At 73.3% G+C, this 18,400-nt stretch carries 20 protein-coding genes; 6 read left to right on the top strand and 14 right to left on the bottom strand.

The features are described from left to right. Positions 1-96: 96 nt before the first annotated feature. The 5 genes from lipB to lpdA form a co-directional block, all read right to left on the bottom strand. Positions 97-828 (bottom strand): lipoyl(octanoyl) transferase LipB, encoded by a 732-nt coding sequence (gene lipB / locus IEY98_RS19330; RefSeq protein WP_229787081.1) that lies wholly within the window; start codon positions 826-828, stop codon positions 97-99. Then, positions 825-1,442, bottom strand: a complete 618-nt coding sequence (locus IEY98_RS19325) for a phosphatase PAP2 family protein (protein WP_189211981.1) — start codon at positions 1,440-1,442, stop codon at positions 825-827. Before IEY98_RS19325 ends, lipB begins: the two co-directional genes overlap by 4 nt. Further along, positions 1,439-2,314, bottom strand: a complete 876-nt coding sequence (locus tag IEY98_RS19320; protein WP_189211980.1) for a TIGR01777 family oxidoreductase — start codon at positions 2,312-2,314, stop codon at positions 1,439-1,441. The genes IEY98_RS19325 and IEY98_RS19320 overlap by 4 nt, the downstream gene beginning before the upstream one ends. Positions 2,315-2,414: 100 nt before the next feature. After that, entirely contained in the window at positions 2,415-4,157 is a 1,743-nt protein-coding gene (gene sucB, locus IEY98_RS19315; RefSeq protein WP_189211979.1) for a 2-oxoglutarate dehydrogenase, E2 component, dihydrolipoamide succinyltransferase, read from the bottom strand. Between the two features lie 60 nt (positions 4,158-4,217). Continuing rightward, a complete protein-coding gene (gene lpdA / locus IEY98_RS19310; RefSeq protein ID WP_189211978.1) occupies positions 4,218-5,594 on the bottom strand; it encodes a dihydrolipoyl dehydrogenase in 1,377 nt (458 codons plus the stop codon). Positions 5,595-5,787: 193 nt separating this feature from the next. On the opposite strand from lpdA, the gene IEY98_RS19305 reads away from it, so the two are divergent. Further along, positions 5,788-6,123 carry an oxidoreductase gene (locus IEY98_RS19305; RefSeq protein ID WP_189211977.1) on the top strand — a complete coding sequence of 112 codons (336 nt, stop codon included), beginning with the start codon at positions 5,788-5,790 and terminating at the stop codon, positions 6,121-6,123. 25 nt (positions 6,124-6,148) lie between these two features. Here the strand turns inward: IEY98_RS19305 and IEY98_RS19300 are convergent, their stop codons facing one another. Then, positions 6,149-7,642 (bottom strand): leucyl aminopeptidase, encoded by a 1,494-nt coding sequence (locus IEY98_RS19300; protein WP_189211976.1) that lies wholly within the window; start codon positions 7,640-7,642, stop codon positions 6,149-6,151. A 140-nt stretch (positions 7,643-7,782) separates the two neighbouring features. Between IEY98_RS19300 and IEY98_RS19295 the strand changes: the two genes are divergently transcribed. Both IEY98_RS19295 and IEY98_RS19290 read left to right on the top strand, forming a co-directional pair. Next, positions 7,783-8,934, top strand: coding sequence for a hypothetical protein (locus tag IEY98_RS19295; RefSeq protein ID WP_189211975.1), 1,152 nt, complete (start codon positions 7,783-7,785; stop codon positions 8,932-8,934). Between the two features lie 73 nt (positions 8,935-9,007). Continuing rightward, on the top strand, positions 9,008-10,099 hold the full coding sequence (locus IEY98_RS19290; protein ID WP_189211974.1) for a branched-chain amino acid aminotransferase: 1,092 nt from the start codon (positions 9,008-9,010) through the stop codon (positions 10,097-10,099). 19 nt (positions 10,100-10,118) lie between these two features. Here IEY98_RS19290 and IEY98_RS19285 read toward each other — a convergent pair whose 3' ends face one another. From IEY98_RS19285 to IEY98_RS19275, 3 genes are read right to left on the bottom strand one after another with little or no spacing between them, the layout of a single operon-like run. Continuing rightward, complete coding sequence (locus IEY98_RS19285) at positions 10,119-10,835, bottom strand: adenosylcobinamide-GDP ribazoletransferase (RefSeq protein ID WP_189211973.1); 717 nt, start codon at positions 10,833-10,835, stop codon at positions 10,119-10,121. After that, on the bottom strand, positions 10,835-11,878 hold the full coding sequence (gene cobT, locus IEY98_RS19280; protein ID WP_189211972.1) for a nicotinate-nucleotide--dimethylbenzimidazole phosphoribosyltransferase: 1,044 nt from the start codon (positions 11,876-11,878) through the stop codon (positions 10,835-10,837). The genes IEY98_RS19285 and cobT overlap by 1 nt, the downstream gene beginning before the upstream one ends. A gap of 16 nt (positions 11,879-11,894) precedes the next feature. Further along, a complete protein-coding gene (locus tag IEY98_RS19275) occupies positions 11,895-12,428 on the bottom strand; it encodes a bifunctional adenosylcobinamide kinase/adenosylcobinamide-phosphate guanylyltransferase (RefSeq protein ID WP_229787080.1) in 534 nt (177 codons plus the stop codon). Positions 12,429-12,445: 17 nt separating this feature from the next. Here IEY98_RS19275 and IEY98_RS19270 point away from each other — a divergent pair, with 17 nt between their 5' ends. Then, the gene (locus tag IEY98_RS19270; RefSeq protein WP_189211971.1) at positions 12,446-12,637 is read left to right on the top strand and encodes a hypothetical protein; all 192 of its coding nucleotides are present in this window, start codon (positions 12,446-12,448) and stop codon (positions 12,635-12,637) included. Between the two features lie 31 nt (positions 12,638-12,668). Here IEY98_RS19270 and IEY98_RS19265 read toward each other — a convergent pair whose 3' ends face one another. From IEY98_RS19265 to IEY98_RS19250, 4 genes are all read right to left on the bottom strand, one after another. Then, entirely contained in the window at positions 12,669-14,102 is a 1,434-nt protein-coding gene (locus IEY98_RS19265) for an MFS transporter (protein WP_189211970.1), read from the bottom strand. Positions 14,103-14,175: 73 nt separating this feature from the next. Further along, the gene (locus IEY98_RS19260) at positions 14,176-14,664 is read right to left on the bottom strand and encodes a MarR family winged helix-turn-helix transcriptional regulator (protein ID WP_189211969.1); all 489 of its coding nucleotides are present in this window, start codon (positions 14,662-14,664) and stop codon (positions 14,176-14,178) included. Between the two features lie 96 nt (positions 14,665-14,760). Continuing rightward, a complete protein-coding gene (locus tag IEY98_RS19255) occupies positions 14,761-15,750 on the bottom strand; it encodes an aldo/keto reductase family protein (protein ID WP_189211968.1) in 990 nt (329 codons plus the stop codon). 51 nt (positions 15,751-15,801) lie between these two features. Further along, the gene (locus IEY98_RS19250; RefSeq protein WP_189211967.1) at positions 15,802-16,452 is read right to left on the bottom strand and encodes a DUF3043 domain-containing protein; all 651 of its coding nucleotides are present in this window, start codon (positions 16,450-16,452) and stop codon (positions 15,802-15,804) included. Between the two features lie 45 nt (positions 16,453-16,497). Between IEY98_RS19250 and IEY98_RS19245 the strand changes: the two genes are divergently transcribed. Together IEY98_RS19245 and IEY98_RS19240 are read left to right on the top strand one after the other, a co-directional pair. Beyond that, entirely contained in the window at positions 16,498-17,598 is a 1,101-nt protein-coding gene (locus IEY98_RS19245; RefSeq protein ID WP_189211966.1) for a glycerate kinase family protein, read from the top strand. Between the two features lie 108 nt (positions 17,599-17,706). Beyond that, complete coding sequence (locus IEY98_RS19240) at positions 17,707-18,069, top strand: HesB/IscA family protein (protein ID WP_189211965.1); 363 nt, start codon at positions 17,707-17,709, stop codon at positions 18,067-18,069. A 49-nt stretch (positions 18,070-18,118) separates the two neighbouring features. Here IEY98_RS19240 and IEY98_RS19235 read toward each other — a convergent pair whose 3' ends face one another. Next, complete coding sequence (locus tag IEY98_RS19235) at positions 18,119-18,286, bottom strand: hypothetical protein (RefSeq protein WP_189211964.1); 168 nt, start codon at positions 18,284-18,286, stop codon at positions 18,119-18,121. Between the last annotated feature and the right edge of the window lie 114 nt (positions 18,287-18,400).

Genomic DNA, 18,400 nt, shown 5'->3' with positions numbered 1-18,400 from the left:
CGCGCGAGGTGGTGGCCAGGACCGGTCGGGTGCGTGGCCGGGCCCGTCCTGCCCGCCATCCGGCGCGCGCCGGATGGCGGGTATGCGGCCCAGGGGTCAGCTCAGGGCGAAGGTGACGCCCGGGCTGGTCGGCTGCGCGCGCTCGATCACGTGCTCGCGCACCGGCAGCACGCCCTCCAGCGCGTCCAGCACCGCCGCCCGCGCCAGGGGCAGGACCTCCGCGACGGTCACCCGGCGCCCCAGTTCGGCGGTCAGCGAGGTGACGCCCGCGTCCCGGATGCCGCACGGCACGATGCGGTCGAAGGCGGTCAGGTCGGCGTCGCAGTTGATCTCGAAGCCGTGCAGCGTGACGCCGCGCTGGACGCGGATGCCGATGGCGGCGATCTTGCGCTCCGGACGGGTGGCGTCCCCGGCCAGCCACACGCCGCTGCGGCCGTCGACCCGGCCGGTCTCCAGGCCGAACGACGCGCACACGCTGATCATGGCCTCCTCGATGCGGCGCACGTACTGCACCACGTCGATCGGGTCGGACAGCTTGACGATCGGGTAGCCGACCAGCTGGCCCGGCCCGTGCCAGGTGATCTTGCCGCCGCGGTCGACGTCGATGACGGGGGTGCCGTCCGTCGGGCGGTCGGCGGGCTCGGTGCGCTTGCCCGCGGTGTAGACCGACGGGTGCTCCAGCAGCAGGAGGGTGTCCGGGCCGAGATCGTCGGCGCGGGCGGTGGCCAGCTCGCGCTGGAGGTCCCAGGCGGGCAGGTACTCGATGACGCCCAGTTCGCGCACGGCCACCGGCTCGGTGGCGGCGCGGGCGGAGATGTGCGCGCTCACGACCGCGACCCTACGCTCCTCGACCGCACCGGCAGCAGGCCGAGCCCGGTCGCGGTGAGCAGGCCGAGCCCGACCACGCCCAGCGTCGCGCCGAGGACGTCGGTCAGCCAGTGCACGTCCAGCACCATCCGGCACAGCGCGGCGGCCGCGACCGCCGCGACCGACCACCACACCACCGCGCGCAGCCGCCGCACGGCCAGCCACGCGCACAGCACGACCACGGTGAACGCGACCGACGCCACCGACACGACGTGCCCGCTCGGGAAGCTGAAGTCGGGGTACTCGCGCGGTCGCGCCCGCTCGAACAGCGGCTTGGCCAGCGACACCGTCCGGCACACCGCCAGCAGCACGGCGGCGCGCAGCAGCAGGCCGCGCAGCCGGGCGTCGTGGCGGCGCGTCCAGGCCCCGATCAGCAGCCCGAGCCCGAGGAGCACCGGCAGGACCGGGCCCAGCACCGCACTCCCCACGAACGCGATGTCGCCCGCGGTGTGCTGCCAGCCGCCGCCCAGCGACTCCGCGGCGATCCGGTCCACGGTGGGCGTCGTGTCCGCGACGGTCACGCCGAGCACCAGGAACGCGATCAGCAGCAGCCCGCCCGCGCCGACGACGGTCATCGGCCCTCGGTGGCCGCCAGGGCGTCCCGCACGGTCGGGTAGGTGAACCGGAAGCCGTTGTCCAGCAGGACCTTCGGCAGGACGCGCTGGTCGCGCAGGGCGTCGTCGGCCAGCTCGCCCATCGCCAGGCGCATCGCCGCCTTCGGCACGAAGAACGGGGCCGGGCGGCGGCGCGTCTCGGCGAAGGCCCGGGTGAACTCGGTGTTGGTCGCCGGGGTCGGCCCGACCAGGTTGACCGGACCGGCGATGTCCGCGCGCAGCAGGAAGAGCATCGCGGCGATGGCGTCGTCGAGGTGGATCCACGGCATGTGCTGGCGGCCGCTGCCCAGCCGCCCGCCCAGCCCCAGGGCGAAGAATGGGCGGATCGGCCCCAGCATCCCGCCGTGGTCGGCCAAGACGGGCCCGGTGCGCATGCGGACCACGCGCGCGTCGCCCGCGCCCGCTGTCGCGTGCTCCCACCGCGCGCACAGCTCGGCGGTGAAACCCGCGCCCTGAGGCCCGGACTCGTCCACCGTGCCGGAGGTGTCGCCGTAGTAGCCGGTGGCCGACTGGTTCAGCAGGACGGGGACGCCGTGCTCGGCGACGGCGGCCGCCAGCACCTCGGTCGGCTCGACCCGGCTGTCGACCAGCGCCTGCTTGCGCGCGCCGGTCCAGCGCCGCGTCCACATCGGCGCCCCGCACAGGTTGACCACGGCGTCCGCGCCGTCGAGCGCGCCGGGGTCGATCTTCCCGGCTGGCGGGTCCCAGCCCCGCTCGTCGCCAGCCATCGGGGCGCGGCGCACCAGCCGCGCCACGTCGTGGCCGTCGCGGCGCAGCCGCGCGACCAGGGCGGTGCCGATGAAGCCGGACGCTCCGGCGACCACTACGCGCATACGGTGATCGTCCCTGACCCGAGGCACGCGCGCAGGACCGGGCGGATGTGAGACGGGCCGCCCCTCGCCAGGAGGGACGGCCCGTTCGACGGACGGTGCTCTACAGCCCCAGGTCGGCCTCGAACGCGCCCTCTTCCAGGCGGTTCTTCACCGTGGTGAGGAACCGGCCCGCGTCGGCGCCGTCGACGAGGCGGTGGTCGTAGGTCAGCGCCAGGTAGACCATCGAGCGGATGGCGATGGTGTCGTCGCCGTTCTCGTCGGTCACCACGACCGGGCGCTTGACGACCAGTCCGACGCCCAGGATGCCGACCTGCGGCACCGGGATGATCGGCGTGTCGAACAGCGCGCCCTGGCTGCCCAGGTTGGTCAGCGTGAACGTGGCGCCGAACAGCTCGTCCGGGGTCACCTTGTTGGCCCGGGTGCGCTCGGCGAGGTCGGCGATCTTGTGCGCCAGCCCGGCCAGGTTCAGCTCACCGGCGTTGTGCAGCGCCGGGGTGAGCAGGCCGCGCTCGGTGTCCACGGCGATGCCCAGGTGCTCGGCGGCGTGGTAGGTGACCTCTTTGGTCTCGTCGTCGATCGAGGCGTTCAGCTTCGGGTGCTGCTTGAGCGCCTCGACGGCGGCCTTGGCGAAGAACGGCAGGAACGTCAGCTTGACGCCCTCGCGCTGCTCGAACGCCGCCTTGGACCGCGCCCGCAGCTTGGCCACCTTGGTGATGTCCACCTCGACGACCTGGGTGAGCTGCGCGGCCGTCTGCAGCGACTCGACCATGCGGCGCGACACCGTCTGGCGCAGCCGCGACATCTTCTGCGTGGTGCCGCGCAGCGTGGTGTCGACCTGCACCGGGCGGCTCGGGGCCGCCGGGGTGCGCGCCGCGGCGGGGGCGGTCGGCTCGGGCTTGGGGGCCTTCGCCGCCTCGGCTGCGGCCAGCACGTCCTGCTTGCGGATGCGCCCGCCGATGCCGGAGCCGCGGACCGTGGCCAGGTCCACGCCGTGCTCGGCGGCCAGCTTGCGCACCAGCGGCGTCACGTAGGGCGAGCTGTCGCGCGGGGCCTCGTCCTGCTGGGGAGCCTCCGGCTTGGGCGCCTCCGCCTTCGGGGCCTCCTGCTTGGGGGCTTCCTGCTTGGGGGCCTCCGGCTGCGGGGCGGGCTTCGGCTCCGGCTTGGGCGCCTCCTGCTTCGGGGCCTCCGGCTGGGGAGCGGGAGCGGCGGCCTGCGGGGCGGCGGCGCTGTCGCCGATCACGCCGAGCTTGCCGCCGACCTCGACGGTGGCGTCCTCGCCCGCGGTGATCTCCAGCAGCGTGCCTGCCACCGGCGACGGGATCTCGGTGTCCACCTTGTCGGTGGACACCTCCAGCAGCGGCTCGTCGACCTCGACGGAGTCGCCGACCTGCTTGAGCCAGCGGGTCACGGTGCCCTCGGTGACGCTCTCGCCCAGCGCGGGCATGGTCACGTCGGCGCCCCGGCCGCCGCCCTTGGGCGCGTCGGCGGAGGGCTGCGGCGCGGGCGCGGGCTCGTCGGCCAGCTCCGACGGCTGCTGCCCGGTCGCCTCCTGCGGGCCGGACGAGGATTCGACGTCACCGCCGGACTGCGGCGCGGAATCCCCGGAACCATCACCGATGACCGCGAGCTGCCCGCCCACGGCCACGGTCTCGTCCTCCTGCGCCACGATCTTCTGCAGCACCCCGGCCGCGGGAGAGGGGATCTCGGTGTCGACCTTGTCGGTGGACACCTCCAGCAGCGGCTCGTCGACGGCGACGGTGTCGCCCTCCTGCTTGAGCCACCGCGTGACGGTGCCTTCGGTCACGCTCTCGCCAAGCGCGGGCATCTCTACGGAGAACGCCATGGTTTCCAGGACTCCTCGGACTTGCTGGGGCTGACGGGTCGGTTGGGGACTGACCTGCGGTCAGCCGTGCACGTGCAGTGGCTTGCCAGCGAGGGCGAGGAACGCCTCGCCCAGGGCCTCGTTCTGCGTCGGGTGGGCATGCACCAGCGGGGCCACGTCCTCCGGGAAGGCCTCCCAGTTGTAGATCAGCTGGGCCTCGCCGATCAGCTCGCCGACCCGCTCGCCGACCATGGTGATCCCGACGACCGGCCCGTTCGGCTCGCGGACCAGCTTCACCCCGCCGGAGGTCTTGAGGATCTGGCTCTTGCCGTTGCCGGACAGGGCGTACACCAGGGTCTCCGCGCCGCCGAACTTCTCCTTGGCCTGCGCCTCGGTCAGGCCGACGGAGGCGACCTCCGGGTTGCAGTAGGTCACCCTGGGGATGCCCGCCTCGTCGATCACCTTCGGGTTCTGGCCCGCGATCTCCTCGGCGACGAAGATGCCCTGCTGGAAGCCGCGGTGGGCCAGCTGCAGCCCGGGGACCAAGTCGCCGACCGCGTAGACGTTGGGCAGGTTGGTGCGCAGGCGCTCGTCGGTCACGACGAAGCCGCGCTCCATCGCCACCCCGGCCTCCTCGTACCCGTGGCCCGCGCTGTTGGGGCCGCGGCCGACGGCGACCAGCAGCAGGTCGGCCTCCAGCGTCTCACCGGACTCCAACGAGACGCTGACACCGGTCTCGCTCTGGGTGGCCCCGGTGAACCGCACGCCGGTCTTGAAGCCGATCTTGCGCTTGCGGAAGGCGCGCTCGAGCTGCTTGGAGGCCCACTCGTCCTCGGCGGGCACCAGCCTGGGCAGCGCCTCGACCACGGTCACCTCGGCGCCGAAGGAGCGCCACACGCTGGCGAACTCCACACCGATGACGCCGCCGCCGAGCACGACGACCTTCTCCGGGATGTAGTCGAGGTTGAGCGCCTGGTCGCTGGTGATGATCCGGCCGCCGATCTCCAGGCCGGGCAGCGTGCGCGCGTACGAGCCGGTGGCCAGCACGACGTTCTTGCCGGTGTAGCGCTTGCCGTCGACCTCGACGGCGTTCGGCGCGACGAAGGTGCCCGCGCCCTCGACGAAGGTCACCTTGTTGGCCTTGACCAGGCCCTGCAGTCCCTTGTAGAGACCGGCGACGATCTTGTCCTTGTAGGAGTTCACGCCGTTGATGTCGATGCCCTCCAGCGAGGACTTCACGCCGAACTGGTCGCCCTCGCGGGCGAGGTCGGCGACCTCGGCGGCGTGCAGCAGCGCCTTGGTCGGGATGCACCCCCGGTGCAGGCAGGTGCCGCCGACCTTGTCCTTCTCCACCAGGATCACCGAAAGGCCGAGCTCGGCGGCGCGGAAGGCGCACGCGTAGCCGCCCGAGCCGCCACCGAGGATCACCAGGTCGGCTGTGGCGGGGGTGTCAGTCACGGGTTCTCCTCGACGAGCGACTACGTGGTCCAGGCCGCCCAGCGTGGTCAACGGGCGAGCCACCAGCGCTATCTTTCCACTTCGCGGGGGTGGGCTGCGAGGTGGCCATGGTGTCTCGGGCCACGATCGAGTTACCCGTCGGTACCGCTGGAACAATGGGACGAAAGCACCACGAACCCGGAGGGGGAGCGACGTGGGCCTTTTCGACAAGCTGCGCCCCAAGCGCGGCAAGGGCAAGCCCGGCACCCTGCGCCAGGCCAGCAAGCAGGACACCTCGCACCTGGAGGAGTGGGCGGCGAGCCGCACGGGCGTCGAGGCCTACGTCGAGCCGCGCACGAACGTCACCGACACCACGGTCGTGCTGGTCGCGCACGACGGGGAGTGGACGCGGCGGCGGATCGCCGACTTCGACGCGGCGCTGGAGTTCGGCCGCAAGCGCCAGATCCCGGTCTACGAGGTCGCCAGGGTGGGCTATCCCAAGCGCATGCGCGAGTACATGGCGCGGCAGAAGAAGGAGGGCCGGGGCTGAGTCAGCCCCGGCCCTGCGCGTCGGATCAGCCGTTCTCGGCGATGTCCGCCAGCACGGCGGCCAGGGTGCGCACCGGGACGCCGGTGCCGCCTCGGCTGGTGTAGCCCCACGGGCCGCCGTCGTTGAACGACGGGCCTGCGATGTCGATGTGCGCCCACGGCACGCCCTCGGCGACGAACTCGCGGAGGAACACGCCAGCGGCCAGCATGCCGCCCCAGCGGTGGCCCGCGACGTTGGCCAGGTCGGCCAGGCGCGAGTCCAGGTCGGCGCGCAGCTCCTCGGGCAGCGGCATGGCCCAGGCGTTCTCGCCGACCGCGCGGCCCAGCTCGGCGACGCGGTCGCGGAACGCGGGCTCGCCCATGACGCCCGCCGTGCGCTTGCCGAGGGCGACGACCTGCGCGCCGGTCAGGGTGGAGGTCTCGATCAGGTAGTCCGGGGCGTCCTCGCAGGCGCGCACGATCGCGTCGGCCAGGATCAGGCGGCCCTCGGCGTCGGTGTTGAGCACCTCGACGGTCTTGCCGCCGTACATGGTGAGCACGTCGCCGGGGCGGTAGGCGTCGCCGGAGGGCATGTTCTCCGCCATCGGGACGGTCGCGGTGACCTCCAGCGGGTACTTCAGCTTCGCGGCCAGCACGACGGTGGCCACGACCGCTGCGGCGCCGCTCATGTCCGAGGTCATCTGGTCCATGGACGCCGCGGGCTTGATCGAGATGCCGCCGGTGTCGAAGGTGATGCCCTTGCCGATCAGCGCGACCTTGGCCTTGGCCCGCGCGCCCTTCCAGGTCAGCCGGACCAGCCGGGGCGGGCGGGCGGAGCCGCCGCCGACGCCGATGATGCCGCCGTAGCCGTTCTTGCGCAGCGCCTTCTCGTCGAGCACCTCGACGGTCAGGCCCGCGGCGCGGCCCAGCGCGGCGGCCTTGTCGGCGAAGGAGCCGGGGTAGAGGTCGTTCGGCGGGGTGTTGATGAAGTCGCGGGTGGTCGTCACGGCCTCGGCGATGGCGGTCGCTGCCTTCAGCGTGGCCTTGTGCTCCTTGGCGGAGCCGTCCTCCGGCGCGATGAAGTCGACCTTGACGGTCGGGTTCTTCTTCTCCGGCTCGGACTTGTACGCGGTGAAGGTGTACGCGCCCAGCACGGCGCCCTCGACGGCGGCCTGGAGGTCCAGAGTGGACAGCAGGCTGGCGATGCGCGCGGTGCCGACGAGCGAGCGCGCCGCCGCGCCCGCGGCCCGGCGGACCTGCTCGCCGCTGATGCCCTCGTCGGCGGAGCCGAGGCCCGATGCGACGAGGACGGTGGCCTTGATCTTGCCCAGGGCGGGGAGCTTGACGACCTCGTCGGCCTTGCCGGTCGCGCCCAGCGCGGTCAGCGTCTCGACGAGGGCGCCCCCGAAGGCGGCGTCGACGGCCTCGGCGCCGGGCTGCAGGGCCACGCCGTCTTCCGTGCGGACGGTGCCGATGACGAGCGCGTCGACGGCGGCCTCCGCGGCGGACGCGGTGGCCAGGGCCAGCTTGGGGGCGGTCACTGAATGAGCTCCTCGGGTTTCGCTGTCCGCCTCGGCCTCGTGGGTCCGGGCGAGATGTGGACGCATGCTAACGACTTGCGTTGACCTTTCAACCGGAAGTCGGCTGGAGAAACACCCGGGTGTCTGGCACGGTTGTGCCCGTGACAGATCTGGGACAGGCGACGGGCACCACCTCGGTTATGGTGCCAGGTTTCCTGCTCGGCGCTCTGGCGGCGGCGACGCTCGCCGCCTCCGGCGCGGTGGCCGAGGCGGGCGGATGGGCGCTCGCCGGGCTCGCCATCACCGCCCTCGCCGCGGGCCTCACCGCGGCCTCCCTGGTCGACCTCACCGCCATCAACGGGCCGATGAGCGGATACGCCCACGTCAACGCCACCCGGGGAGCCTGGGCGGCGCGGTTCACCGGCGTGCTCGGCGTCGCGGGGCGGATCGTCGCGGCGGGCGCGCTGGCCGCCTTCGCGGGCCCGGCGGTGCTGCCGTCGGCGCCGCGGGTGGTCTCGGTGGTGATCGTGGTGCTCGCGGGCGCGCTCGTCATCGCGCGCGTGCGGCCGCCCGCGTGGGCACTGTATGTGGTGATCGTCACAGTCGGACTTGTGGTCGCGACCTGCCTTCTGATCGTGCCGGTTGTGCCCGGCGGAGCAACCGTCGACGTGGCCGGGGCCGACGACTGGCGCGGCACCGCCGCCGCGGCGGGCGTGCTGTTCCTCGGGCTGGCCGGGGTCGAGCGGGTGTCCGGTGGCGGCATGGGCCGCGCGCTCGGCGCGGTCGCCTGCGGCGTCGCCGTGGTGGGCGTCGTGGTGTTCGCGCTGTTCCGCCAGCTCGGCGGGCCGAGGATGGCGGTCTCGCCCGCGCCGCTGCGCGACGCGCTGGCCGCGGCCGACGGCGCGGCGCTGACGCCGCTGCTGGTGGTCGGGGTCGCCGCGCTGGCCGTGCTCGCCGTCCGCCCGCTGCTGGCCGACGCGGCGCGGGTCGTCGACGAGATGCCGGAGCTGCCGTCCCGGGCGGCCGTCGCGGTCGTGGCCGCCGCCGCGCTGGCGGCGCTGCTGCTGCCGCCCGCGTTCGCGGTGACGCTCGCGGTGACGCTGCTGCTGGCCTACTACGCGATGGTCAACTCCGCGGCGCGGCTGCTCGTGCGGTCCGAGCGGTCGTCATGGGTGCGGTCGGGGTGCTGCGGGCTGGCGCTGTGCGTGGTGCTCTCGGTGAACGTCTCCGTGCCCGCGCTGCTGGTCGGCGCGGGGGTGCTGGCGATCGGCGGGATCGCGTGCTGGGCGTCATCTCATCGTCACATCGAGTGATTGTTCGATAGTTGGACGTCCGATCCTCGGGACACCGATTTCCCCAGGCGGGGCGGGGGGATACCGTGCTCGCATGACGCCATTCACCATCACTCCCAACCCCAAGCCGGCGACCCCGGAGCGGGTCGCGGAGGTATTGGCGAAGCCGGGGTTCGGCGCGTACTTCACCGACCACATGGTGACGATCCGCCACGACACCGCCCAGGGTTGGCACGACGCCCGCGTCGAGCCCTTCGCCCCGATCTCGCTGGACCCGTCCGCGATGGTGCTGCACTACGGGCAGGCCATCTTCGAGGGCCTCAAGGCCTACCGCCAGCCCGACGGCTCCATCGCCTCGTTCCGCCCCGAGGCCAACGCCAGCCGCTTCCGCGACTCCGCGCGCCGCATCGCGATGCCGGAGCTGCCGGACGAGCTGTTCATGCAGTCGCTGCGCGAGCTGGTGTCCATCGACCAGCGCTGGGTCCCGTCGGAGGGCGAGGCATCGCTCTACCTGCGGCCGTTCATGATCTCCACGGAGGCCGGGCTCGGTGTGCGGCCCTCCTCCGAGTACCTGTACGTGTGCATCGCCTCGCCCGCGGGCTCCTACTTCGCCGGCGGCCTCAAGCCGGTGACGGTGTGGCTGTCCGCCGAGTACGTGCGCGCCGCCCCCGGCGGCACGGGCGCGGCCAAGTTCGCTGGCAACTACGCCGCGTCGCTGGCCGCCCAGGCCGAGGCCGCGTCGCAGGGCTGCGACCAGGTCGTCTGGCTGGACGCCGTGGAGCGCCGCTGGGTGGAGGAGATGGGCGGGATGAACCTGTTCTTCGTCCTCGGCTCCGGCGCCAACGCCCGGGTGGTCACCCCCGAGCTGTCCGGCTCGCTGCTGCCGGGCGTCACCCGCAACTCGCTGCTGACCCTGGCCAAGGACCTCGGCTACGGCGTCGAGGAGCGGCGGATCTCCACCGACGAGTGGGAGAAGAAGGCCGAGTCCGGCGAGCTGACCGAGGTCTTCGCCTGCGGCACGGCAGCGGTCATCACCCCGGTCGGCCACGTGAAGCACGCGGGCGGGGAGTTCGACATCGCCGACGGCGGCACCGGCCCGGTGAGCAGCCAGCTGCGGGAAAGCCTCGTCAGCATCCAGCGCGGCGGCGTGGCCGACACGCACGGCTGGATGACCAGGCTCGTGTGACGCCTCCCGGGCGTCCGCGTCACAGGGCGCCCGGGACGAGCACGGCCAGCGTGGCCAGCTCGCACGCCGCGCCGAGGACGTCCCCCGTGACGCCCTCGATGCGGCGGCGCACATGCCGGACCAGGACGGCGACCACCACCGCGGCCAGCGCGACGCCGGTCCACGCCCACGGGCTGGCGAGGATCGCCGCGCCGATGGCTGCCAGCAGCCAGGCGGCGGGGACGGGCCACGGCTGCGTCCCGGCCACGAGCGCGCCCAGGCCCTCGGGCCGGGCGGCCGGGACGCCGCGCAGGCAGCAGGCGGTGAAGGCGATCCGGCCCGCCGCGACGGCCAGCACGGCGACGCCGAGCCGATCGGGCTCCAGCGCGGCGAACGCGGCGGCCTGCCCGCCCATGACGACGATCAGCGCGGCCACGGCGAACGGCCCCGCGCCGCCGTCGCGCATGACGGCGAGGGCGCGCTCGGGCGGGCCGTAGCAGCCCAGGCCGTCCGCGGTGTCGGCCAGCCCGTCGATGTGCATTCCGCGAGTGGTCGCCGCGAGGAAGGCCACGGCGAGGAAACCGGCCAGCAGCGGCGGCATGCCGACGAACTGAGCCGTCCACAGTAGACCCGCGACGACGCCGCCGAGCGCGATGCCGACGACCGGCGCCACGGCGATCGCCCGCGCCGCCCGCTTCCTGTCCACCGAGGACACGTGGAGCGGGAGGACGGTCAGCCAGGAGAAGGCGAGGCGCACTAGTCCCCGGCCGCCGTGCTGACCCCCGCCTCGTCGAAGGTCGCCATCTCCGCCAGGACCCGCACGGCCGCGGTCAGCACCGGCAGCGCCACCGCGGCGCCGGAGCCCTCGCCGAGCCGCATCCCCAGGTCCACGATCGGCTCCAGCTCCAACTGCTCCAGCACCAGCGCGTGCGCGGGCTCGACGGAGCGGTGCCCGGCAACCCACCACTTGCTCGCGCCCGGGGCCAGGTCCTCGGCCACGAGCGCCGCCGCGCTCACCACGACGCCGTCGAGGATCACCGGGGTCTTGCGCACGGCGGCTTGGGCCAGGAACCCGGCCATCGCTGCCAGGTCCGCGCCCGCCGAGGTGCGCAGCAGCGCCACGGGGTCCCCGCCCGCGGCCCGCGCGCGGCGCAGCGCGTCGCGGATGGCGACGGCCTTGCGCATCCAGGTCTGGTCGTCGATGCCGGTGCCGCGGCCCACGACGGCCACCGGCTCGGCCCCGGTCAGCGCCGCGATCAGCACCGCGGCCGGGGTCGTGTTGCCGATGCCCATGTCGCCCGCGATCAGCAGGTCCGCGCCGCCGTCGACCTCCTCGTCGGCGATCGCCCGTCCGGTGGCGATGGCCGCGCGGGTCTCCTCGTCGGTGAGGGCGTCCTCGCGGTCGATCGAGCCGCAGGAGCGGCGGATCTTGTGGTCGCCCACGGGGGTGTCGGCGTTCACGGCCATGTCGACCACGCGGACGGTCGCGCCCGCCGCGGCGGCCAGGACGTTGATCGCCGCGCCGCCCGCGACGAAGTTCGCCACCATCTGGCCGGTGACCTCGCTGGGGTAGGCCGACACGCCGGACGCGGCGATCCCGTGGTCTCCGGCGAACACCACGACCCGTGCCCGTGCGAACGGCGTCGGCGGGCACCGGTCCTGGCAGGCCGCTACCCACGCGCCCAGCGCCTCCAGCCTGCCCAGCGACCCGAGCGGCTTGGTGAGCCGCGCGTGCCGCCGCAGAGCGGCGTCCTCGGCCGCGCGGCTGGGGGTGTCGACGCGGGGGAATTCGGTGCTCACCTTGAGGTCGCCTCCATCACTTCAGGCGCAGCGGCAGGCCCGCGACCAGCAGCAGCACGTCGGTGCACACCTCGGCCAGGGACGCGTTGACCGCGCCGAGCTCGTCCCGGAAAAGCCTGCCAGAGCGGGTGGCCGGGACGACACCCAACCCGACCTCGGCGGAGACGAGAGTGACCGGCATCGCACAGCGCTCGACGGCGTGCACGAGGGTGGTCCGCGCGGAGGTCATGTCGACCCCGCCGTCCCAGGCGTTCGCGTCGTCCATGGCGTTGGCGAGCCAGGTGGCGATGTCGTCGACGAGGACGGGGGTGGTGGCGGCGTCGAGGTGGCCGATCAGCGAGTCGGTGTCCGGCGTCTCCTCGGTCCGCCAGGTCGCGGGCCTGCGCGCGACGTGTGCGGCGATCCGCGCGTCCCAGTCGCCGTCCCCGTCGATGCGCCGCGCGGTGGCGAGGTAGAGCGCCACGTCCCCCACCAGCCCCTCGGCGTGCGCCGACTTCCCCGACCGCGCTCCGCCCAGTACCAACGTCTTCGGCGCCACCGTCCTGGTCACGGCCGCGGAGGCTACCGTTGACCACCGTGACCTACTTCTGGCGGTACCACCCCTCGGGCGACGCCTCCGACAACTTCGATGGCCAGGGCGCGGCCGAGGAGTGGCTGTCCGCGCACTGGCGCGACCTCGCCGACCAGGGCGTCGACGAGGTGACCCTCATGGACGACACGGAGACCGTCTACGGCCCGATGAGCCTGCACGCCCCCTGACGGGGGAGCACAGTGGACACACGCGACGGCGTCAGGCGGTTGGGCGCGGGGACTTGCGCAGGACGGTCAGCGTGACCACGAACGCGGCGGCGAGGAGGGCAGCGGCGAGCGTGAACGCCACCTGGTAGCCGGCGGTGAGCGCGACGGGCTCGGGGAGGCCTGCGGCCAGGTCCCGCTCGGTGCGGGCGGCGGCCACAGTGGACAGCACCGCGACTCCCACGGCCATGCCGACCTGCTGGGTGGTGTTGAACAGCCCGGACACCAGGCCCGCGTCGTCCGGCTTCGCGTCGGACATGCCCAGGGCGGCCAGCGCGGGCAGGACCAGGCCGCCGCCCGCGATCAGCAGCATGACCGGAAGCAGGTCGGCGACGTAGTCGGCGTCCACCGGGACCGAGACGAGCTTGACCATCGCGCCCGCCAGCAGCGCCAACCCGGCCAGCAGCACGGCGCGTTCGCCGAACCGGGCGGTCAGGCGGGCGGAGGCGAACAGCGACACGCCGCCGATCGCGACCGCCGCGGGCAGCATCGCCAGCCCGGTGGCCAGCGCGCCGTAGCCCAGCACCTTCTGCAGGTAGAGCGCGACGATGATCTGGAACGCGAACATCGCCGCCAGGGTGAGGACCTGCACCAGGTTCGCCCCCGCCACCGTGCGCGACCGCAGGATCCGCAGCGGCATCAACGGCGTCCTGGCCCGCGCCTGACGGACGGCGAACGCGGCCAGCAACGCCACCGACAGCGCGCCGAGGCCGAGCGTGTGCGCCGCCGCCGGGCCGTGCTGCTCGATCTTGACCACGGTGTAGATGCCGAGCATCAGGCCGCTGGTGACGAGCGCGGCGCCGAGCACGTCAGCGCCCGCCGACCAGCCCGCGCCCCGGTCGGTCGGCAGCACCCGGACCGCCAGCAGGACCGTGGCCACGCCGATCGGCAGGTTGATGAGGAAGATCCAGTGCCAGCTCAGCGCGTCGGTGAGGACGCCGCCCAGCACCTGGCCGATGGACGCGCCCGCCGCCCCGGTGAAGCTGAAGACGCCGATCGCCTTCGCGCGCTCCCTCGGATCGGTGAACAGCGTGACCAGGATGCCGAGCACCACCGCGGACGCCATCGCGCTGCCCGCGCCCTGGAGGAACCGCGCGGCGATCAGCATGCCGGGCGTGGCGGCCGCGCCAGCCACCAGCGACGCCGCGGTGAACACGGCGTTCCCGGCCAGGAACATCGTCTTGCGGCCGACCAGGTCGCCGATCCGCCCGGCCAGCAGCAGCAGCCCGCCGAACGCGATCAGGTAGGCGTTGACCGTCCAGCTCAGGCCCGCGGGGGAGAAGCCGAGGTCACGCTGGATGGCGGGCATGGCGACGGTGACGATGCTGCCGTCGAGGATGGTCATCAGCACCGCCGAGGACAGCACGACCAGCGCGGACCAGCGGTTGGCGCGGGGCGTGCCCAGCGGGGTGTCGAGCGAGGACGTCATGGGTCTCTCCTGTTCCGGGAACGACAGGAGCGACCGTAGCGGATAGTTCCGTTACAGACAATCTCTCGCGGACTTACTTCGTGCTCTCCCGCGCCCTCCGGGCCGTGCCCGGAGCCGGGACCGGCTCGGCCAGATGGCCGCTGACCAGCAGGTTCAGTGCGTGCAGCAGGGCTTGGCGGTCCTTGGTGGGCAGCGACTCCAGGGCGGCCCGGTGCACGCCGTCGACGATGGCCTGGCTCCGCTTGGCCAGCTCGGCGCCCTTCTCGGTGACCGCGATGATCCGCGCGCGCCGGTCCGTGCTCGACGGCCTGCGCTCGGCCAGCCCCGCCTTCTCCAGCGCGTCGACGGTGACGACCATCGTCGTCTTGTCCATGTCGCCGATCTCGGCCAGCTGGATCTGGGTGCGCTCCTGCTCCAGGGCGTGGACCAGCACGCAGTGCATGCGGGCGGTCAGGCCGATCTCGGCGAGCGCCGCCGCCATCCGGGTGCGCAGCACGTGCCCGGTGTGGTCCAGGAGGAAGGACAGGTCGGATTCGGCGCGCGCGGGGGCCAGTGCGGACATGGCCCCAGTCTAGTTACCGGTCCAGCGCGGGATTATCCGCAAGAGAACGAAATGCCCCGCCGTCCAGGGGGCGGCGGGGCATCGCGGCGTCCGGCGTCAGGGCGTGACGGTCAGCATCGGGTCGGTCTCGACGACGCCCGCGAGGACCTCGTCGATCTTGGCCATCAGGTCGGCGTCGAGCTTGACGCCCGCGGCCTTGACGTTCTCGGTGACCTGCTCCGGCCGCGACGCGCCGATGATGGCGGAGGCGACGTTCGGGTTCTGCAGGACCCAGGCGATGGCCAGCTGGGCCAGCGACAGCCCGGCCTCGTCGGCCAGCGGGCGCAGGTTCTGCACCGCGGTCAGCACGTCGTCGCGCAGCCAGCGGGAGATCATGTTCTTGCCGCCTGCCTCGTCGGTGGCGCGGGAGCCCGCCGGCGGCTCGGCGCCCGGCTGGTACTTGCCGGTCAGCACGCCCTGGGCGATCGGCGACCAGACGATCTGCGAGATGCCCTCGCGCTCGCAGGTGGGCACGACCTGGGACTCGATGACCCGCCACAGCATCGAGTACTGCGGCTGGCTGGAGATCAGCGGCACGTTCAGCTCGCGGGCCAGCGCGGCGCCGCGGGTGATCTGCTCGGCGTTCCACTCCGAGACGCCGACGTAGAGGACCTTGCCCTGCCGCACGAGGTCGGCGAAGGCGAGCATCGTCTCCTCCAGCGGCACGGTCCGGTCGAACCGGTGCGCCTGGTAGAGGTCGACGTAGTCGGTGTCGAGCCTGCGCAGCGAGGCGTGCGCGGACTCCATGATGTGCTTGCGGCCCAGCCCCCGGTCGTTCGGGCCGCCGGGGCCGGTGGGCCAGAAGACCTTGGTGAAGATCTCCAGGCTCTCCCGGCGCTGCCCCTTCAGCGCCCGGCCGAGGACGGCCTCGGCCTTGGTGTTGGCGTAGACGTCGGCGGTGTCGAAGGTCGTGATGCCCGCGTCCAGCGCCGCCTTCACGCAGGCGTGCGCGGCATCCTCCTCGACCTGGGAGCCGTGGGTGAGCCAGTTGCCGTACGAGATCTCACTGACGTTCAGGCCGCTGCGGCCAAGGCGACGAAACTCCATGCGCCCAGCATAGTTCGTCCTGCTAACGAACAGTGTGACCAGGGGGTTCGGTCAGCGCACCGCGTCGCCCGGGCGCACCCGGGGCTTGGGGACGCGCAGCCTGCGCAGCTGCGTGGCGCGCACGAAGGCGTACCAGCCGACGCCGAAGCCGCGCACGTGCTCCTTGGGGAACTTCGCCCGGACCTGCTTGGTGACCCGCCGCCCGTTCAGGATCGCCTCGCCGATCATCGCCACGAGCATCAGCAGGCAGACCAGGGTCGCGTAGTACTGCACGAGCGGCGACGGGAACAGCAGCGCCACGAACACCACGACCGCCAGCGGCATGAACAGGCCCAGCAGGTTGCGGCGGGAGTCCACGAGGTCGCGGATGTAGGCCTTGACCGGGCCGCGGTCGCGCGGCATCAGGTACTTGTCGTCGCCAGCCATCATGCGCTCGCGCTGCTGCAGGCGCTGCTCGCGGCGCTTGGCCGCCAGCTCCTTGCGCTGGTCCTTCGACCCGCGCGAGCGCTTGATGGCCTCGCGGGTCGTCTTCGGCGGGGGCGCGACCGGGCCGCGCTTGCGCACGGTCTCGTTGCGCTTGGGCGTGGCGCGGCCCTTGCCGGGGGTGTAGCCCTTGGGCAACGGGTCCTCGCCGACGGTGACGGCCGACTCCTCGGCCTGGTCGGCGGAGTCGGTCGTCGAGTTGCGGCGAAGGAACCTCACGACGACAAGGGTAAGACAACCGCGTTGATCGCTATGCTCCGGCTTGTGCGAGTCGTCATAGCCCCCGACTGCTTCGGCGGCACGCTGACCGCGGCCGAGGCCGCGTCGGCGATCGCGGACGGATGGCGCCGCGGCGCTCCCGACCACGACCTGGTCCTGCGCCCGCTGGCCGACGGCGGCCCCGGGTTCGTCGAGGTGCTGCACACCGCGCTCGGCGGGACCCTGCGCACCGAGACCGTCACCGGGCCGCTGGGCGAACCGGTCACCGCCACCTGGCTGAGCCACGACGACATCGCCTACATCGAGTCCGCCGAGGCGTGCGGGCTGCACCTGGTGCCCAAGGACCGGCGTCCGCTTGTCTGCGAGACCGTGACCACCCGCGGCGTCGGCGAGCTGCTGGCCGCCGCGCGCGGCCACCGCAGGGCGGTCATCGGCCTGGGCGGCTCGGCCACCACCGACGGCGGCGCGGGGATGCTGGCCGCCCTGGGCGCGGTCGCCGTCGCCGAGGACGGCACGCCGCTGCCCCCCGGCGGGACCGCGCTGGCCCGCTGCGCGCGCATCGACGGCGGCGTGGACGGCCTTCCCGAGATCATCGCCGCAACGGACGTCACCAACCCCCTGCTCGGGCAGCACGGCGCCGCCGCGACCTTCGGGCCGCAGAAGGGCGCCGATCCAGCCGCGGTCGAACGGCTGGAGGCGGGCCTCGCCCGATGGGCTGACGTCCTGGCCGCCTGGCGCGAACCGGTCGCCGACGAGGACGGCGCGGGCGCCGCGGGCGGCCTCGGCGCGGCCATCCTGGCTCTCGGCGGGGCCCGCGCGTCCGGCGCCGGGCTGGTCCGCAGCGCGACCGGCCTGGACGCCGCCGTGGCCGGGGCCGGGCTGGTGATCACCGGGGAGGGCAGCCTCGACTGGCAGTCCCTGCGCGGCAAGCTGGTGACCGGCGTGGCCGAGGCCGCCGCCGAGCGCGGGGTGCCGTGCCTGGCCCTGGCCGGCCAGGCCAGCGTCGGCCGCACCAGGGCAGCGGCCGTGGGCATCTCCGAGGTGCACGCCGTGGCCGAGCACGCCGGATCCGTGGCCGCCGCCATGGCCGACCCCGCCGGAACCCTCGCCGACCTGGCCGAACACGTCGCCCGTCAGTGGCGGTGAGTGGCGATGCGCACTTGCCCGGCAGCCGCATGGCTGTGTCACCATGGGGAACAAAGCCTGCGCGTACGCTGTTAAGACGGGTGTACCGGACCTGTCCGAGGGAGAACGATGACGACCGCTCAGCAGAACAGCACCGAGGACGCCACCCACGGTGTCGAGCTGACCGACGCCGCCGCCACCAAGGCCAAGGCCCTGCTCGACCAGGAGGGCCGCGACGACATGCACCTGCGCATCGCGGTGCAGCCCGGCGGGTGCGCGGGTCTGCGCTACCAGCTCTTCTTCGACGAGCGCACGCTGGACGGCGACCTGATGAAGGACTTCGGCGGCCTGAAGGTGGCCGTCGACCGCATGAGCGCGCCGTACGTCCAGGGCGCGGTCATCGACTTCGTCGACACGATCGAGAAGCAGGGCTTCACGATCGACAACCCGCAGGCCACCGGCTCCTGCGCCTGCGGGGACTCCTTCAACTGACCCCGACCGAGAAGGGCCGTGACGCCACGTCACGGCCCTTCTCGCGTGCTCAGATGTAGGACTCCATGCCCTCGACCTGGGCCGCGCACCGCTCGTCGACCGCCCACGGCGCGTGCGGCCCGGCCGCCTCGGCGACGCCTGCCTCGGTGAGGGCTGCGGGGATGGCCGCGCAGTCGGCGATCAACTCGCCGATGTTCTCCGGTTCCAGAGTGCTCATTCCGGCACACTAAGCACGTTCGCACGGCTGGTGATAGGCGTACGCCCCGGTAGTGTCGAACAGTGATCGAAGGCCACCCCGGCGGGTGGTCGCCCCAGCAGACGACCAGCCCGA

The organism is Actinokineospora fastidiosa, assembly GCF_014648415.1.
Classification (GTDB): Bacteria; Actinomycetota; Actinomycetes; order Mycobacteriales; family Pseudonocardiaceae; genus Actinokineospora; species Actinokineospora fastidiosa.
This window is presented reverse-complemented; position numbering and strand designations above follow the sequence as displayed.

What these genes read in the sequence shown, in the direction of transcription:
- IEY98_RS19325 (WP_189211981.1), bottom strand. Translation starts at nt 1,442, where the DNA reads ATGACCGTCGTCGGCGCGGGCGGGCTGCTGCTGATCGCGTTCCTGGTG.
- IEY98_RS19320 (WP_189211980.1), bottom strand. Translation starts at nt 2,314, where the DNA reads ATGCGCGTAGTGGTCGCCGGAGCGTCCGGCTTCATCGGCACCGCCCTG.
- sucB (WP_189211979.1), bottom strand. Translation starts at nt 4,157, where the DNA reads ATGGCGTTCTCCGTAGAGATGCCCGCGCTTGGCGAGAGCGTGACCGAA.
- IEY98_RS19290 (WP_189211974.1), top strand. Translation starts at nt 9,008, where the DNA reads ATGACGCCATTCACCATCACTCCCAACCCCAAGCCGGCGACCCCGGAG.
- IEY98_RS19265 (WP_189211970.1), bottom strand. Translation starts at nt 14,102, where the DNA reads ATGACGTCCTCGCTCGACACCCCGCTGGGCACGCCCCGCGCCAACCGC.
- IEY98_RS19260 (WP_189211969.1), bottom strand. Translation starts at nt 14,664, where the DNA reads ATGTCCGCACTGGCCCCCGCGCGCGCCGAATCCGACCTGTCCTTCCTC.
- IEY98_RS19255 (WP_189211968.1), bottom strand. Translation starts at nt 15,750, where the DNA reads ATGGAGTTTCGTCGCCTTGGCCGCAGCGGCCTGAACGTCAGTGAGATC.
- IEY98_RS19240 (WP_189211965.1), top strand. Translation starts at nt 17,707, where the DNA reads ATGACGACCGCTCAGCAGAACAGCACCGAGGACGCCACCCACGGTGTC.
- IEY98_RS19235 (WP_189211964.1), bottom strand. Translation starts at nt 18,286, where the DNA reads ATGAGCACTCTGGAACCGGAGAACATCGGCGAGTTGATCGCCGACTGC.